The organism is Allobosea sp. P2_A10 (assembly GCF_056405115.1).
Genome location: NZ_JBFUCS010000025.1, coordinates 21,427 through 36,540, shown reverse-complemented (window position 1 = coordinate 36,540; position 15,114 = coordinate 21,427). Strand labels below are relative to the sequence as shown.

At 66.7% G+C, this 15,114-nt stretch carries 10 protein-coding genes and 1 pseudogene; 6 read left to right on the top strand and 5 right to left on the bottom strand.

Annotated elements, in window-relative coordinates:
- Positions 1–60 precede the first annotated feature (60 nt).
- Both AC1DZY_RS24035 and AC1DZY_RS24030 read left to right on the top strand, forming a co-directional pair.
- On the top strand, positions 61–2,118 hold the full coding sequence (locus AC1DZY_RS24035; protein WP_476822677.1) for a hydantoinase/oxoprolinase family protein: 2,058 nt from the start codon (positions 61–63) through the stop codon (positions 2,116–2,118).
- Complete coding sequence (locus AC1DZY_RS24030) at positions 2,115–3,752, top strand: hydantoinase B/oxoprolinase family protein (protein WP_476822676.1); 1,638 nt, start codon at positions 2,115–2,117, stop codon at positions 3,750–3,752. Before AC1DZY_RS24035 ends, AC1DZY_RS24030 begins: the two co-directional genes overlap by 4 nt.
- On the opposite strand, the gene AC1DZY_RS24025 is transcribed toward AC1DZY_RS24030, so the two are convergent.
- Complete coding sequence (locus AC1DZY_RS24025; RefSeq protein ID WP_476822675.1) at positions 3,749–4,540, bottom strand: putative hydro-lyase; 792 nt, start codon at positions 4,538–4,540, stop codon at positions 3,749–3,751. The genes AC1DZY_RS24030 and AC1DZY_RS24025 overlap by 4 nt on opposite strands.
- A 99-nt stretch (positions 4,541–4,639) precedes the next feature.
- Here AC1DZY_RS24025 and AC1DZY_RS24020 point away from each other — a divergent pair, with 99 nt between their 5' ends.
- From AC1DZY_RS24020 to AC1DZY_RS24010, 3 genes are read left to right on the top strand one after another with little or no spacing between them, the layout of a single operon-like run.
- The gene (locus tag AC1DZY_RS24020) at positions 4,640–6,094 is read left to right on the top strand and encodes a LysR substrate-binding domain-containing protein (RefSeq protein ID WP_476822674.1); all 1,455 of its coding nucleotides are present in this window, start codon (positions 4,640–4,642) and stop codon (positions 6,092–6,094) included.
- Positions 6,091–7,395: a TRAP transporter large permease gene (locus AC1DZY_RS24015; protein WP_476822673.1), complete on the top strand. Its 1,305-nt coding sequence runs from the start codon at positions 6,091–6,093 to the stop codon at positions 7,393–7,395. Before AC1DZY_RS24020 ends, AC1DZY_RS24015 begins: the two co-directional genes overlap by 4 nt.
- A 44-nt stretch (positions 7,396–7,439) precedes the next feature.
- On the top strand, positions 7,440–8,483 hold the full coding sequence (locus tag AC1DZY_RS24010) for a TRAP transporter substrate-binding protein (protein ID WP_476822672.1): 1,044 nt from the start codon (positions 7,440–7,442) through the stop codon (positions 8,481–8,483).
- A gap of 7 nt (positions 8,484–8,490) precedes the next feature.
- On the opposite strand, the gene glpD is transcribed toward AC1DZY_RS24010, so the two are convergent.
- The 4 genes and pseudogenes from glpD to AC1DZY_RS23990 form a co-directional block, all read right to left on the bottom strand.
- Complete coding sequence (gene glpD / locus AC1DZY_RS24005; protein ID WP_476822671.1) at positions 8,491–10,011, bottom strand: glycerol-3-phosphate dehydrogenase; 1,521 nt, start codon at positions 10,009–10,011, stop codon at positions 8,491–8,493.
- A 7-nt stretch (positions 10,012–10,018) separates the two neighbouring features.
- Positions 10,019–11,365 (bottom strand): nucleotide sugar dehydrogenase, encoded by a 1,347-nt coding sequence (locus tag AC1DZY_RS24000; RefSeq protein WP_476822670.1) that lies wholly within the window; start codon positions 11,363–11,365, stop codon positions 10,019–10,021.
- Positions 11,366–11,706: 341 nt separating this feature from the next.
- Positions 11,707–12,740 (bottom strand): annotated as a pseudogene (locus AC1DZY_RS23995) (transketolase family protein).
- On the bottom strand, positions 12,737–13,588 hold the full coding sequence (locus tag AC1DZY_RS23990; protein ID WP_476822669.1) for a transketolase: 852 nt from the start codon (positions 13,586–13,588) through the stop codon (positions 12,737–12,739). Before AC1DZY_RS23990 ends, AC1DZY_RS23995 begins: the two are co-directional and overlap by 4 nt.
- A gap of 229 nt (positions 13,589–13,817) precedes the next feature.
- Here AC1DZY_RS23990 and pncB point away from each other — a divergent pair, with 229 nt between their 5' ends.
- Positions 13,818–15,095 carry a nicotinate phosphoribosyltransferase gene (gene pncB, locus AC1DZY_RS23985; protein ID WP_476822668.1) on the top strand — a complete coding sequence of 426 codons (1,278 nt, stop codon included), beginning with the start codon at positions 13,818–13,820 and terminating at the stop codon, positions 15,093–15,095.
- Positions 15,096–15,114: the final 19 nt, after the last annotated feature.

The following is a 15,114-nucleotide window of genomic DNA, read 5'->3' as shown; positions in this document are numbered from 1 at the left end:
GCGAGCCTTGGTCCGAGCGGGCTCACGATGCAGCCGCAACCGGAAAGCCCGAATCTCTCGATGACTGCCAGACGAATCCGGATCGCCGTCGATATCGGCGGCACTTTCACCGATCTGGAGTTCCTCGACGAGGCGACAGGCCAGGCCCGCAGCTTCAAGACCGCGACGACGCCAGACGATCCCTCGATCGGGCTGATGAACGCCATTCTGGGCGCAGCGGCGCGCTTCGATTTCGCGCTGTCGGACGTGACCTTCCTGATGCACGGCACGACGATCGCGACCAATGCGGTGCTGACGCGCGATCTGCCGCAGGGCGCGCTGATCACGACCGCGGGTTTCGAGGACGTGCTCGAGATCGGCCGGCATGCGCGCACCAACATCTACAAGTTGAAGCCCGAGCCGCGCAGCGTGCTGGTGGCGCGCCGGCATCGCTTCGGCGTCATCGAGCGCATCGGCCCCGACGGCGCAGTGATGACGGCGCTCGACACGGCCAGCGTTGCGGCTGCTGTAGACAGGGTCGCGGCGTCCGGCGCGAAGGCCTGCGCGGTCTCGCTGCTCAACGGCTTCGCCAATCCGGTCCATGAAATCGCGATCCGAGACGCGCTGAAGGCGCGGCTGCCGGACCTCGCCGTCTCCTGCTCGCATGAGGTTTCGCCGGAGATCCGCGAATTCGAGCGGACCTCGACGACGGTATTGAATGCGCTGCTGATCCCGGTGGTGAAGCGCTATGTCGAGGCCTTGCTCAAACGCATCGCCGAGCATGGACTGACCGCGCCGCTCTATCTCGTCCAGTCGAATGGCGGCGCGACCAGCCCTGCTTCCGCAGGTCAGGGGCCGGCCAAGCTTTTGCTGTCGGGCCCATCGGGCGGCGTGCTGGCGGCCGAAACGGTCGCGAATCGACTCGGTTGTCCCGATGTCGTCGGCGTCGACATGGGCGGTACGAGCTATGACGTCGCCGTCATCCGCGAGGGCCGGCGCGCCGTCGTGGCGCGGGGCGACATCGACGGCCTGCCGGTGCGCGTGCCCATGGTCGATATGCGCACGATCGGCGCTGGCGGCGGCTCGATCGCCTCGCTCGACGCCTCGGGGCGGCTTCAGGTCGGCCCGCGCAGCGCCGGCGCGAAGCCCGGCCCGGTCTGCTATGGGCGGGGCGGCGCCGAGCCGACCGTGACCGACGTCAACCTGATCCTCGGCCGGCTCGATGCCGCGACCTTTCTCGGTGGCGAGTTCGCGCTCGATCTCGACGGCGCGCGGGCGGCGTTGCAGGTCCGGATCGCCAGCCCGCTCGGGCTCGATCGTGACCGTGCCGCTGCGGGCATTCTTGCCGTCGTCGTCGCCAAGCTTGCCGGCGCGATCAAGCTGTCGCTGTTCGAGCGCGGGCTCGATCCGCGCGATTTCGCTTTGATGTCCTTTGGCGGGGCGGGCGGCCTGCACGCGATCGAGGTCGCCGAGGAACTCGGCATGACCACCGTGATCTTTCCCAAGGATCCCTCGACCTTTTCGGCCCATGGCATCCTGCAATCCGACATCGTCCACGACCTCGCCCGCACGCGGATCGTTTCGCTGCAGCCCGGCGCTGCCGGAGCGGTCGCCGCACTGGCGGGCGAGTTGCTGGGCGAGGGCGCGGCCCTGCTGGAGGCGGACGGCCTGCCGCCAGAGCGTTGCGATCTCAGGCTCGCGGCCGATCTGCGCTATCGCGGCCAGGCCTTCGAACTGATGGTCGGGCTCGACGACGGCGCGCCCGATGAGGCCGCGATCGCGTCTCTATGCGTCCGCTTCCACGATCTGCATCGCCAGCGCTTCTCCTTCGACGATCCGTCCGAGACCGTGGAGCTGGTGACGATGCGGCTTGCCGCCATCGGCCGCCTCGGCGGCATGGCGGCGACGGTCGCGCCCGAAGGCGGGGAGGGAGTCCCGCCCCGTCACCGCCTCGTGCATATGAACGGGCGCTGGAGCGACACGCCGGTGCATGAGCAAGGCCGATTGGGCGCAGGCGCGACGCTATCGGGCCCGGCCGTGATCGAGCAGGCCTATACGACGCTGCTGATCCCTGCCGGCTGGCGCGTCACTGTCGCCGCGACAGGCGATCTCGTCGCGAAACGGGAGGCCAAGTCATGAGCAAGGTCGATCCGGTCCTTCTCGAAATCGTCTCGCACGCGCTGGTTTCCGCGGCCGAGGAGATGTCGATCACGGTCTGGCGCACCAGCCGCTCGACCACGGTGCGCGAACTCCTCGATTATTCGACCGCTGTGTTCGACGGCGACGGCCGCAACGTCGCCCAGGCCGCGCGCATGCCGGTGCATCTCAATTCGATGGAGCTCTGCCTCCAGGAGGTGATCGCCCATCACCTGCCTCTGGAGCGCTGGCGCGAGGGCGATGTCGTCGTCACCAACGACCCCTATTGCGGCGGCCAGCATCTGCCGGATTTCCTCGCCTTCAAGCCGGTCTATGTCGACGGCCGGCGCATCGCCATCACCTGCGTGCTGATCCACCATGTCGATGTCGGCGGCGGGGCTGCCGGCGGCTATAACGCCCATGCCGTCGAAATCTTCCAGGAGGGCTTTCGCCTGCCGCCGGTGAAGATCGTCCGGGCCGGCGAGATGCAGGACGATCTCTTCGCCACCATCCTCCAGAACGTCCGCGAGCCCGAGACCTTCCGGGGCGATTTCCTGAGTCAGATCGCGGCGCTGGAGGTCGGGGCTCGCGCGATACGCGAACTCGCCGGGCGCTATGGCGTCGAGACGTTGCGGCAGGTTGGCGCGGCGCTGCTCGACCATTCCGAGACCGCGATGCGGGCGGCGTTGGCGGCACTGCCGGACGGCGTCTACAGCGCCGAGGATTTCGTCGACGGCGACGGGATGGAAGCCGGCCAGAAGCGCATCGCGGTGACGCTGACCATCGCCGGCGACACGATCGCGGTCGATTTTTCCGGCTCGGCCGCGCAGGCGCGCGGGCCGATCAACGCAACGATGGCGACGACGAAATCGGCGGTCTACTACGCCGTGATCGCGGCGTCGGGCATCGAGGCGACCGCAAATGCCGGCTGCTATCGGCCGATCACGGTCACGGCCCCGGTCGGCTCGCTGGTCAATGCGCAGTTTCCGGCGCCGGTCTCGATGCGGATGCTGACCGGGCATCGGATCGCCACAGCCGTGCTGAAAGCCTTCGCGGAGGTTGTGCCGGAGCGCATCCCCGCCTCCTACTACGGCGTGACCTTCAATCACGCCGTCAACATCCGCCATGCGGACGGCCGCCGGCAGGTCTATTTCGACGCCGAGATCGGCGGCTGGGGCGGCCATCCCGAAGCCGACGGACCGTCTGGGCTTTCGGCCGGCTTCCATAACGGCCAAAACACGCCGATCGAGATGATCGAGGCGATCTTCCCACTGCGGTTCACGCATTATGGCTTCCTGCCGGATTCAGGGGGGGCCGGTCGGATGCGCGGGGGCCTGGGCCTCGTGCGCGAGTGGCGCTTCGTCGCCGAGCACGGCCTGCTCAACGCCTCCTTCGACGCTTTCGCCTCGCGGCCCTACGGACTTGCGGGCGGCGAGCCCGGACACGGTGGCAGGCTTTGCGTGATCCGCGACGGGGCCGTCACCGAGCTTGCGGCGAAGACGATCGGCTTTGTGTTGCGGGCCGGCGACATCGTGCGCATGGAGACGCCGGGCGGCGGCGGCCATGGCGATCCGGGAGAGCGCGACCCGGTGGCCGTCGCGGCCGACCGCGCGGATGGCTACGTCATATCGGGTTAAGTCGTCGCCAGCCGCGCATTCAGCAGGTCGGTGACCAGCATGCAGCCGGGCGCATGGGTGATGGCGAAAGGCAGGCGCGCGGCCGCGATCACCGCCTGCGGCGTCACCCCGCAGGCCCAGAACAGCGGGATTTCATCCTCGCCCACAGTGACGGCGTCGCCGTAGTCTGGGCTGGCGAGATCGGCGATGCCGATCAGGTCGGGCCGCCCGAGATGGACGGGCGCGCCATGGACCGCCGGATAGCGCGAGGTTATCTGGACCGCGCGGATCGCGTCGGCCGGGCGAAACGGCCGCATCGTCACCACCAGCGGACCGACGAAGCGCCCGGCCTGTTCGCAGGCGAGCGAAGTCCGGTACATCGGCACGTTGCAGCCCGCCTCGACATGGCGGATCGCCAGCCCGTCCGCGATCAGCGCCTCCTCGAACGAAAACGAGCAGCCTAGCGCGAAGGTGACGAGATCGTCGCGCCAGAACGCCCCGATGCTGGGTGGCTCCTCGACGGGGACGCCGTCACGCCAGATTTTGTAGGCCGGCACGTCCGAGGCAATGTCGAGGTCTGCGCCGAGGCGCGGCAAGCTGCGGCTACCGGGTTCGGAGATGTCGAGCAGCGGGCATGGCTTGGGGTTCAGCATGCAGAAGCGCAGGAAATCGGCAGCGTCCGCCGCCGGCAGGATCACCAGATTGGCCTGCACGAAGCCGCGCGCCAGCCCCGAGGTCTGGCCGCGCAGATCGCCTGAGCGGGCCGCAAGCCTGACGGCGTGGCCGCTTTGAAGTTCGATCCAAGACATGCCGCACCCCCGTCCCGGCCAAAGCATCGCCGAGGCCGCCACCAGAACCGGGAAAACGACGGAGGTCCAATCTTGCTTCGCGATCGCGATGGATAAAAGATGCTTATTCAACCGGGGGCGGCGATGCAGGATTTCAAGACTCTGGAAACCTTCGTGGCGGTCGCGACGCTCGGCGGCTTTCGCGCGGCGGCAGAGCGCCTCAACACGACCCAGCCCGCCGTCTCGCAACGCATCGCCCAACTCGAGCACCACTATGGCGCGCGGCTTCTGGAGCGGACGAGCCGTGTCGTGACCACCACCGATAAGGGCCGCGAATTCCTGGCCTACGCCGAACGCATCTTGCGCCTTGGCGCCGAGATGCGCAGCGCGCTCTCCGAGCCGGGCGCGATGCGCGGTACGCTGCGGCTCGGCGTGGCGGAGACGATCGTCCATAGCTGGCTACCCGGTTTCATCGGGCATGTGGCGCGCCAGCACCCGGCTATCGCTGTGGAGATAGAGGTCGACACCAGCCCGCTGCTGCGCGGGCGGCTGATCGCCAAGGAGATCGATCTCGCCTTCCTGCTCGGCCCCTTGACCGACCCGCTTGTGCGGAACCTGCCGCTGAATCGCGTGCCGCTGGCCTTTCTGGCGAGCCCCGATTTCGCCTTGCCCAATCTGCCGCTTTCGGTCGCGGCGCTGGCGCAACTGCCGTTGATCACCTTCGCTCGGCACACCCAGCCGCCGCGGCGATGGCGGCGGAGTATGCGGCCGAGGCCGAGCAGCGTTGATCGATCGTCGTTGCTTATCGATCATCATCGCATCGCGCGATTGGACAGCCGCCATCCCGCGTGGTCACATGCCGGTACACAAAGCGGCGACAACGCCGCCCGAGGGGATCATCGCGATGACGACGGCAAGGCGTCCGGCCCGGCAGGGCTGGCAAGACATCTGCATGGCGGGCGCATGAGCGACGCCTCCCGCCTGCTTCCCGACGAGCCTCTGCCGCAACGCATTTCGCGAATCCTCGCCTGGCTCGCCGGCGCGATCGTGCTGTTCGGCTGCAGCTTTCTGATCACCGTCGATGTCGTGACTCGTTTTTTCTTCAAGCGCGGCATGGTCGAGAGCTTCGAGATTTCGGGCTACGCGCTGGCGGCCTGCATCGGGCTCGGCCTTGCCTTCACAGTGACCTCGAAAGCCAATATTCGCGTCGACATCCTGCTCGACGCCTTGCCGGACCGGATGCGCGTGGTCTGCGACCTCATCGCCTCGCTGGCGCTGGCGCTGATCGCGCTGACGCTCGCCTGGTTCGCCTGGGGCACGCTGGCGCAGTCCTGGGCGCTCGGCGCGAAGTCGATCTCGCTGCTGCAGGTGCCGATGGTGATCCCTCAGGGGATCTGGTTCACCGGCATCTTCTGGTTCGCCTGCATGGCGGTGCTGATCCCGATTCAGGCGGTGATGCGGCTGTTTGCCCATGATCGCATCGGCTTCGACGCGCTGATCGGCTCGCTGCGCGTCACGGAGGAGATCGAGCAGTCGGGTGTCGAGCAGCCGGTCGCGGGCAGGGGCGAGCCATGATCGGAACCGCGCTCACGCTTCTGGTCGTCCTCGTCGCTCTCAGCCTGCCGGTCGCGGCCGCGCTCGCGCTGATGGGCTATGTGCTGCAGGCCAATTTTGCCTTCTTCCCGATGACCGGCGCGGTCGGCGAACTCGCCTGGAACTCGTCCAACGATTTCATCCTGATCGCGGCGCCGATGTTCATCATGATGGGCGAGCTGATGCACCGCTCGGGCATGAGCGAGCGGCTGTTCTCGGCGCTGTCGCCCTGGTTCGCCCGCGTGCCCGGCCGGCTGATCCACACCAATATCGCCGCCAGCGCGATCTTCGCCGCGACCTCGGGCTCTTCGGTCGCCACCGCCGCGACCATCGGCACGGTCGCGATCCCCAACATGGACAAGGGCGGCTACAACCGTCCGCTGTTCCTGGGCTCGATCGCGGCCGGCGGCACGCTGGGCATCCTGATCCCGCCCTCGATCAACATGATCATCTATGCGGTGCTGACCGACACTTCGGTTGCAGACCTTTATGCCGCCGGCTTCATCCCCGGCTTCATGCTGGCGGGGCTGTTCTCGCTGATGGTGCTCGGGCTCGCGCTCTATCGGCCGGAATGGGCCGGGCCGAAGGTCGACACCAGCAATCTCTGGCAGGAGCGCGTCGCCGGCCTGCGCCATCTGATTCCGCCGCTGGGGCTCTTTCTCGTCGTCGTCGGGTCGATCTATGCCGGCGTCGCGACGCCGACCGAGGCCGCCGCGCTTGGCCTGATGGCGACGCTGGCGCTGGTTGCGGTCAACGGGCAGCTCACCTTGCCGGTGCTGGTGCGGGCCTTCGAGGGCACGGTGCGGACGACCTGCATGGTCATGCTGATCGTCATCGCCGCCTTCTTCCTCAACTTCGTCATGGTCTCGATCGGGCTGGTCAAGGCGATCACCGATCTCGTGCTAGCGCTGGGCTGGCCGCCGCTCGGCATGCTGACCGCGATCGTGATCTTCTATCTCATCCTCGGCTGCTTCATGGAGACGCTCTCGATGATGATCGCGACCACGCCGGTCGTGGTGCCGGTCATCACCGCGCTGGGCTACAGTCCGGTCTGGTGGGGCATCATCTTCGTCATCCTGATGGAGGCGGCGCTGATCACGCCTCCGGTGGGCCTCAACCTCTACGTCGTCCAGGCGGTGCGGGGGAAAGGCAACTTCGCCGATCTCTGCATCGGCGCATTGCCCTTCGTCCTGATGATGCTGATCATGATCGCCGTTCTGATCGCCTTTCCGCAGCTTGCGCTGTGGCTGCCGACCATCCTCAACCCCAAGGCCGGCGGCTGACGCAAAAAGCGTCCGCATGCCTCTTCACAGGAGATTCAAAGCCGATGAAACGCCTGCTTTCGACCGCAGCACTCGCCGTCACCCTTCTTGGCGGGGGCGCTTATGCGCAGGGCCTGCCCGCCACCAGCTTCAACGTCGTCGGCAGCATCGGCAACCTGTCGATGTATACCAGCCGCGAGGTTCCGTTCTGGAACGAGACCGTTCCCAAGGAATCGGGCGGAGCGATCAAGGTTCAGGTCAAGCCCTTTACCGAACTCGGCTTCAAGGGCCCGGAAATCTTCCGCCTCGTCTCGGCCGGCACCCTGCAATTCGCCACGACGGTGCTGAACTACAATTCCGGCGAAGTGCCGATGAACGAGGCGACCGATCTGGTCGGGCTCGTCGGCTCGGTCGAGGAACTGCAGAAGGTCGTCGACGTGTTCCGGCCGACCTACGCCAAGTTTCTCGAGGAGAAGCATGGGCTGAAGCTGCTCGGCTTCGGAACCTACCAGGCGCAGGTGATCTATTGCCGCGACAGCTTCACCAAGGTCGCCGATCTCAAGGGCCGCAAGGTGCGTGCGTCGGGCGCTTCGCAGCAGGCCTTCGTCGCCCATATCGGCGGCTCGCCGATCAACCTGGCCTTCGCCGAAGTCCAGCCTGCGCTCGCCAATGGCGTGATCGACTGCGCGATCACCGGCGCGCTCTCGGGCTATCGCTCGAAATGGCACGAGGCGGCGAAGTTCATCTCGCCGATGCCGATCAATTTTGGTCTCTCGGCCCAGCTCGCCAACATCAAGTGGTGGAACACGCTCGATCCCAAGGTCCAGGCCTTCCTGACCACGGGCCTGCGTAAGCTCGAGGATTCGATCTTCGATCAGGCCAAGACCGAGACCCAGACCGGCCTAGACTGCAACACCGGCAAGGCCTGCGCCGAGGGGCCGCCGGCCGCGATGAAGCTCGTTCCGGTGACGCCCGAGGACGAGACGCTGCGCAAGGAGGCGCTGGTCAAGGTCATCCTGCCGGCCTTCGCCGGGCGCTGCGGGGCCGAGTGCGTCACGACCTGGAATGGCACGATCGGCGAGTTCCTGAAGGTCAAGATCGGGCAGTAGGCCGGTCTCAGGCTGCTGGCGCGGCCGCGGCCCGCGCCAGCATGTAGTCGTCCAGCGCCTCGCGCTCCTGCGGCGTGAGGCGCAGACCCAGCTTGCCGCGCCGCCAGAGCACGTCGGCTGCGCGCCTGGCCCATTCCGCGCGCATCAGATAGGCGATCTCGGCTTCGTAGAGGTCCGCGCCGAAATGACGGCCGAGCCCGGCGATGTCCTTCGCCTCGCCGAGAATGTCGCGGGTTCTCGTGCCATAGGCGCGCACGAGGCGTATCACCGTCGGCTTCGCGAGCCAGCGGTGTTCGGCGGCGATCTCCGCGACGAGCGCGTCGAACCCCGTCACCGGGAAGTCGCCGCCGGGCAGCGTGCCGTTCACCGTCCAATCGGGCTTGGAAGCCCATCCGGCATGCGGCGCGAGCTTGGCGACCGCGGCCTCGGCGAGCCGGCGGTAGGTCGTGATCTTGCCGCCGAAGACCGAGAGCAGCGGGGCTTCGCCCGCGGGCGCATCGAGCGTCAGCACATAGTCGCGCGTCGCTTCCTGCGCCTTCGACGCTCCGTCGTCATAGAGCGGGCGCACGCCGGAATAGGTCCAGACCACCTGCTCGGGTCTGACCGGCTCGCGGAAATACTCGCTCGCCGCAGCGCAGAGATAGTCGATTTCCTCCGGCGAAGCCTTCGCCGCGGCCGGGTCGCCCTTGTAGTCCTGATCGGTCGTGCCGATCAGGGTGAAGTCGCGCTCATAGGGGATGGCGAAGATGATGCGGCCATCGGCGTTCTGGAAAATGTAGCAGCGGTCGTGCTCGTAGAGTCGCGGCACGACGATATGGCTGCCCTGCACCATGCGGACGGCCGCCTTGGTGTTCGAGCGCACGACGCCACCCAGCACCTCGCCGACCCAGGGGCCGGCGGCGTTGACCAGCGCCTTTGCGAGGATCGTGACGGGACCGCCGTCGCTTTCGGTCGTGATGCGCCAGAGGCCGCCCTCACGATCGGCCGAGACGACTTTCGTGCGCGTGTGGATCGCCGCGCCCCTGGCTGAGGCGTCGGATGCGTTCAGCACGACGAGACGCGAATCCTCGACCCAGCAATCGGAGTATTCGAAGGCCTTCGCCGTGTCGTCCTTGAGCGGGCGGCCGGGCGCGGCGGTGGCGAGATCGAGCGTGCGCGTCGCCGGCAGCAGCTTTCGCCCGCCGATGTGGTCGTAGAGGAAGAGCCCGAGCCGCAGCAGCCAGGCCGGCCTCAGGCCCTCGTGATGCGGCAGCACGAAGCGCAGCGGCCAGATGATGTGGGGTGCGAGCTTCCAGAGCCGCTCGCGCTCCATCAGCGCTTCGCGCACCAGCCGGAACTCGTAATGTTCGAGATAGCGCAGCCCGCCATGGATCAGCTTGGTCGAGGCCGAGGAGGTCGCGCTGGCGAGGTCGTCCTTCTCTAGCAGAATGACGGAGGCGCCGCGCCCTGTCGCGTCGCGGGCGATGCCGCAGCCATTGATGCCGCCGCCGATGACGGCGAGGTCGTAAGTCGGCTCAGTGCTGTTCATCGCGCCATCAGGCCTTGAAGATGGTCCGCGCCGCAAGCCCATGGCGCGCGCAGGCATTGCGGGTGTCCACCACGAGCTTCGCCGCGCGGACGATCATGGCGTAGTCGACATCGTCATGGTCGGTCGCGATCAGCACGGCGTCGAAAGCGGCGATGGCCTGCGGACTCAGCGCGACGCTGGCGCGGGCGGTCAGGCCGCCATGTTTGCGGCTCGGCCTGATCTCCGGGATATGCGGATCGTGATAGGCGGCGCTTGCGCCGCGCGCCTCGATCAGTTCGATCAGCTTGAGGGCAGGGCTCTCGCGCATGTCCTCGATATTCTTCTTGTAGGCGAGGCCGATGACCAGGATGCGCGCGCCGCTGAAGCTGCGGTGCAGTTGCGTGTCGACCAGCTCCGCCAGCCGATCGACGACGCGATAGGGCATCTCCGTGTTGATCTCGCCTGCGAGTTCGATGAAGCGGGTCGCGATGTCGAATTCGCGCGCCTTCCAGGTCAGGTAGAACGGATCGATCGGGATGCAGTGCCCGCCCAGCCCCGGGCCCGGATAGAACGGCATGTAGCCGAAGGGCTTTGTCTTGGCGGCGTCGATCACCTCCCAGATGTCGATTCCCATCGCGGCGTAGACCTGCTTCAGCTCGTTGACGAGCGCGATGTTGACAGCACGGAAGATGTTCTCGGTCAGCTTCACGGCTTCGGCGGTCGCGGTCGATGAAACGGGAACGGTCCTGACCACGAGCGCGGAATAGAGCGCGTCGGCCATGGCGAGCGCATCCGCGCCGTCGCCGCCGACGACCTTGGGGATGTCGGAGGTGCCGAACTCGCCATTGCCGGGGTCCTCGCGCTCGGGCGAATAGGCGAGGAAGAAATCCTGCCCGCTCTTCAGCCCTGTGGCCGCTTCGAGGATCGGGCGCATCAGCTCGTCGGTGGTGCCGGGATAGGTCGTCGATTCCAGCACGATGAGCTGGCCCGGCCGCAGGCGCTTCGCAATCGCCTCGGTTGTCTGGCGGACATAGGAGAGATCGGGCTCGCGATGGCGCGAGAGCGGCGTCGGCACGCAGATCAGCAGGGCGTCGGGCTCGGCCATGCGGTCGAAATCGGATGTGGCGATGAAGCGCCCGGCCCGAACCGCCGCAGCGATCGGCTCCATCGGAATATGCCTGAACGTCTCGCTGCCGGCGTTGATCTGCTCGACGCGGGGTCCGTCGATATCGAAGCCGATGACCCTGATGCCTTGCCACAGCGCCGCCAGCGCGAGCGGGATGCCGACATAGCCGAGCCCGACGATGCCCAGCACGGCCTCGCGGCGCGAGACGCGGCCGATAAAGTCTTGCGCCGCCTGCGATGTCGCGTCCAAATCCGGCTCCCGAGCGGCCGGAGCGCATCAGACGAACCGGCAGGGCTTGCTCCTTGCCGAGTTCCCGGAGCCTGTCAACGCGGCGGGCAGGCTCAGTCGCGCGGTAAGCTCCGGCGCTCGCGAAGGAAGCCGATTGCGCTGCTGACGGACATGCCGAAAACCAGCATCGCGATCACGATCGACTGGACCATGGCTCAACCCCTGAGAACTGCTCTTGTCAGGGCTGTACGCAACCATAGCGGGAATGGATGCGCCGCATTCTCCAAAAAATTCATATGGGTTGTTGACGCTACATAGCGATTCCGCCAACCGGCAGCGTGCGCTGTGCTCTGCGAGCTCTGCTAGAGCCAGCTCCTGATGCTTGCAGTCATCGCCTCGGTCGAGATGCCGTAGCGGTCATGCAGCGTCGGCAGCGCTCCGGCGTCGAGGAAAGCATCGGGCAAGGCGATCTGGCGGAAGCTCGGGGGATGGACGCCTGCGCGCATCAGCACGCCGGCGACTGCTTCGCCAAGCCCGCCGACGACCGAGTGGTTTTCCGCGACGACGACCATGCGGCCAGTGCGGGCCGCCTCGCGCTCGATCGTCTCGACGTCGAGCGGCTTGATCGTGGCGACATGCAGAACCGCGACATCGATCCTGTCGGCCTCCAGCCGCCTGGCCGTCTCCAGCGCGCGCATCGTCATCAGGCCCGACGATATGACCAGCACGTCGCGACCGTCGCGGATGAGCTTGGCCTTGCCGAGTTCGAAGCGATAGCCGTACTCGTCCAGCACGACCGGCACATTGCCGCGCAGCAGCCGCATATAGACCGGCCCCCGATGCTCGGCGATCGCGGCACGACCTGCTCGATCTCATGGGCGCAGCAGGGGTCGAGGATGGTCAGGTTGGGCATGCCGCGAAAGATCGCGATATCCTCGGTCGCCTGATGGCTTGGTCCGTAGCCGGTGGTCAGGCCGGGCAGGGCGCAGACGATCTTGACGTCGAGGTTCTCCTCCGCGATCGCCATGAAGATGAAATCGTAGGCGCGGCGCGAGGCGAAGACGGCGTAGGTCGTGGCGAACGGCGTGAAGCCCTCGCGCGCCAGCCCTGCCGCCGCCGAGATCATCGCCTGCTCGGCCATGCCCATCTGGTAGAAGCGGTCGGGATACGCTTTCGCGAAGATGTGCAGGTCGGTGTATTTGCTCAGATCGGCCGTGATGCCGACGATGTCGGGCCGGGTCTTGCCGAGTTCCGCCAGCGCATGGCCGAAGGGCGCAGGCCTGGTGCGCTGGTCGGGGCCTGCGATCGAGGCGATCATCGCCGAGGTCGTCAGCCGCGTGCCGCCCGATGACGGATTGTCGAGATGCGCCGGGCGCTCGTATTTCGAGGGCCTCATGCCGGCCTCCCTGCATCGAGGATAGCCATGGCTTTCGTCCATTCCTCCGGCTCGACGCGCAGGAAGTGGTTGCGCTCGCGTTCCTCCAGAAACGGAATGCCCTTGGCCATCTTCGTGTCGCAGATGACGATGCGGGGCTTTGGCGCGCTCGCGTTCCGGGCCTTGTCGAAGGCCTTGACCAGCGCCGCGAGATCGTTGCCGTCGACCCGCTGGACATGCCAGCCGAAGGCCTCGAATTTCGGGACCAGCGGCTCGAAGTTCATCACCTGCGTCGAAGGACCGTCGGCCTGCATATTGTTGACGTCGACGATGCCGATCAAATTGTCGAGCTTGTGGGAGCCGGCCGCCATCGCCGCTTCCCAGACCGAGCCCTCGTCGAGCTCGCCATCGGAGAACAGGGTGTAGACAAAGCTCTTCGAGGCCTTGCGTTTCAGTCCCAGCGCCATGCCGACCGCGATGCCCAGCCCATGGCCGAGCGAGCCGCCGGTGATCTCCATGCCCGGCGTGTAGGCCGCCATGCCCGACATCGGCAGGCGCGAATCGTCGCCGCCATAGGTTTCGAGCTCGTCCTCGGGCAGGATTCCGGCCTCGATCAGTGCGGCGTAGAGCGCAATCGCGTAGTGGCCGATCGAGAGCAGGAAGCGGTCGCGGCCCTCCCATTCCGGCTCGTGAGCGCGATAAGTCAGGGCGTGGAAATAGGACACCGCCAGCACGTCGGCTATGCCGAGCGCCTGTGCGATGTAACCCTGGCCCTGGACCTCGCCCATGCGCAACGCATTGCGGCGGATGCGCCAGGCGCGCTCCGCGAGGCTCGTATTGGGGATGGCGTGTCCGGCGGGCTCAGCCATGGCTTGGCCAGCCTGCGCACATGGCGTCCGAAATCATCGTCTCTCCCCGGCATTTTCTGATTTGCCGCAGACTGTCCCTGCTTCGGCTTGTGGCGGCAAGCGGTCTGTCCCGCCGGGCGCCCTGCGCGCCATGCAGGCGCACGACGGCGGCGGGCGATTGTCAAAGCCGCGCGACCTCGCCTAGTCATGGTCCGCTCACGAAGCAGATCACGGACGAAACGGCCCCGCCATGACCGTCACCGATATCGCGACGCGGACCTATAATCATGGCTGGCGGCTGGACCCGATCATCCGCAGCCTGCTCGACACCGATTTCTACAAGCTGCTGATGCTGCAGATGATCCGCGCCTTCCATCCGGAGGTGCAGGTCACGTTCTCGCTGATCAACCGCTCCCGGCACATCAGGCTCGCCGACATCGTCGACGAGGCGGAACTGCGGGCCCAGCTCGACCATGCCCGCGAGGTCCGGTTCTCGAAGAAAGAACTGATCTGGCTCGCCGGCAACTCGTTTTACGGCAAGACGCAGATGTTCTCGCCGGACTTCATCGCCTGGCTCGCGGAGTTTCGCCTGCCGGACTACGATCTGCGCAAGGTCGACGGCCAGTACGAACTGCATTTCGAGGGGCCGTGGACCCACACCACGATGTGGGAGGTGCCGGCGCTCGCCATCATCAACGAGCTTCGGGCGCGCCGCGTCATGGTCGGGCAGAAGCGCTTCTCGCTCGACGTGGTCTATGCCCGCGCCAAGGCCAAGATGTGGGACAAGGTCGAGCGGCTGCAGAAGCTGCCGAACCTGCGCATCTCCGATTTCGGCACGCGCCGCCGCCATGGTTTCCTCTGGCAGCGCTGGTGCGTCGAGGCATTGAAGGAAGGGCTTGGCGGGTCTTTCAGCGGAACCTCCAACGTGCTTCTGGCGATGGATAACGATCTCGAGGCGATCGGCACCAACGCCCATGAACTGCCGATGGTTCTGGCGGCGCTGGCCGAGAGCGACGAGGAGCTGCTGCGCGCGCCCTATCGCGTGCTCGACGAATGGCGCCAGGTCTATGGCGGCAATCTTCTGATCGCGCTGCCCGATGCCTTCGGAACCACGAGCTTCCTTCGGCATGCGCCCGACTGGGTCGCCGACTGGACCGGATTTCGACCCGATTCCGCCCCGCCGATCGACGCCGGCGAGGAGATCATGGCTTGGTGGCGTTCCAAGGGACGAGACCCGAAGGACAAGCTGCTGGTCTTCTCCGACGGGCTCGACGTCGCCGCGATCGAGCGCGTCTACGCCCATTTCGACGGCAAGGTCCGCATCGCCTTCGGCTGGGGCACGGATCTGACCAACGACCTCGTTGGCTGTTCGCCCGACGGTTCGCGGGCGCTCGACCCGATGTCGCTGGTCTGCAAGGTCAGCAAGGCCAATGGAAAGCCGGCGGTGAAGCTGTCAGACAATCCCGAGAAGGTCTCGGGGGCGGCCGAGGTCGTGGCGCGCTATCGGCGGGTGTTCGGCGGCGGTTGAGACGACCGACCGTGTCTGG

Excerpts from the sequence above, each read along its gene's own strand:
- AC1DZY_RS24025 (WP_476822675.1), bottom strand. The coding sequence starts at position 4,540 with ATGTCTTGGATCGAACTTCAAAGCGGCCACGCCGTCAGGCTTGCGGCC.
- AC1DZY_RS24035 (WP_476822677.1), top strand. The coding sequence starts at position 61 with ATGACTGCCAGACGAATCCGGATCGCCGTCGATATCGGCGGCACTTTC.
- pncB (WP_476822668.1), top strand. The coding sequence starts at position 13,818 with ATGACCGTCACCGATATCGCGACGCGGACCTATAATCATGGCTGGCGG.
- AC1DZY_RS24015 (WP_476822673.1), top strand. The coding sequence starts at position 6,091 with ATGATCGGAACCGCGCTCACGCTTCTGGTCGTCCTCGTCGCTCTCAGC.
- AC1DZY_RS23990 (WP_476822669.1), bottom strand. The coding sequence starts at position 13,588 with ATGGCTGAGCCCGCCGGACACGCCATCCCCAATACGAGCCTCGCGGAG.
- glpD (WP_476822671.1), bottom strand. The coding sequence starts at position 10,011 with ATGAACAGCACTGAGCCGACTTACGACCTCGCCGTCATCGGCGGCGGC.
- AC1DZY_RS24020 (WP_476822674.1), top strand. The coding sequence starts at position 4,640 with ATGCTTATTCAACCGGGGGCGGCGATGCAGGATTTCAAGACTCTGGAA.
- AC1DZY_RS24030 (WP_476822676.1), top strand. The coding sequence starts at position 2,115 with ATGAGCAAGGTCGATCCGGTCCTTCTCGAAATCGTCTCGCACGCGCTG.
- AC1DZY_RS24010 (WP_476822672.1), top strand. The coding sequence starts at position 7,440 with ATGAAACGCCTGCTTTCGACCGCAGCACTCGCCGTCACCCTTCTTGGC.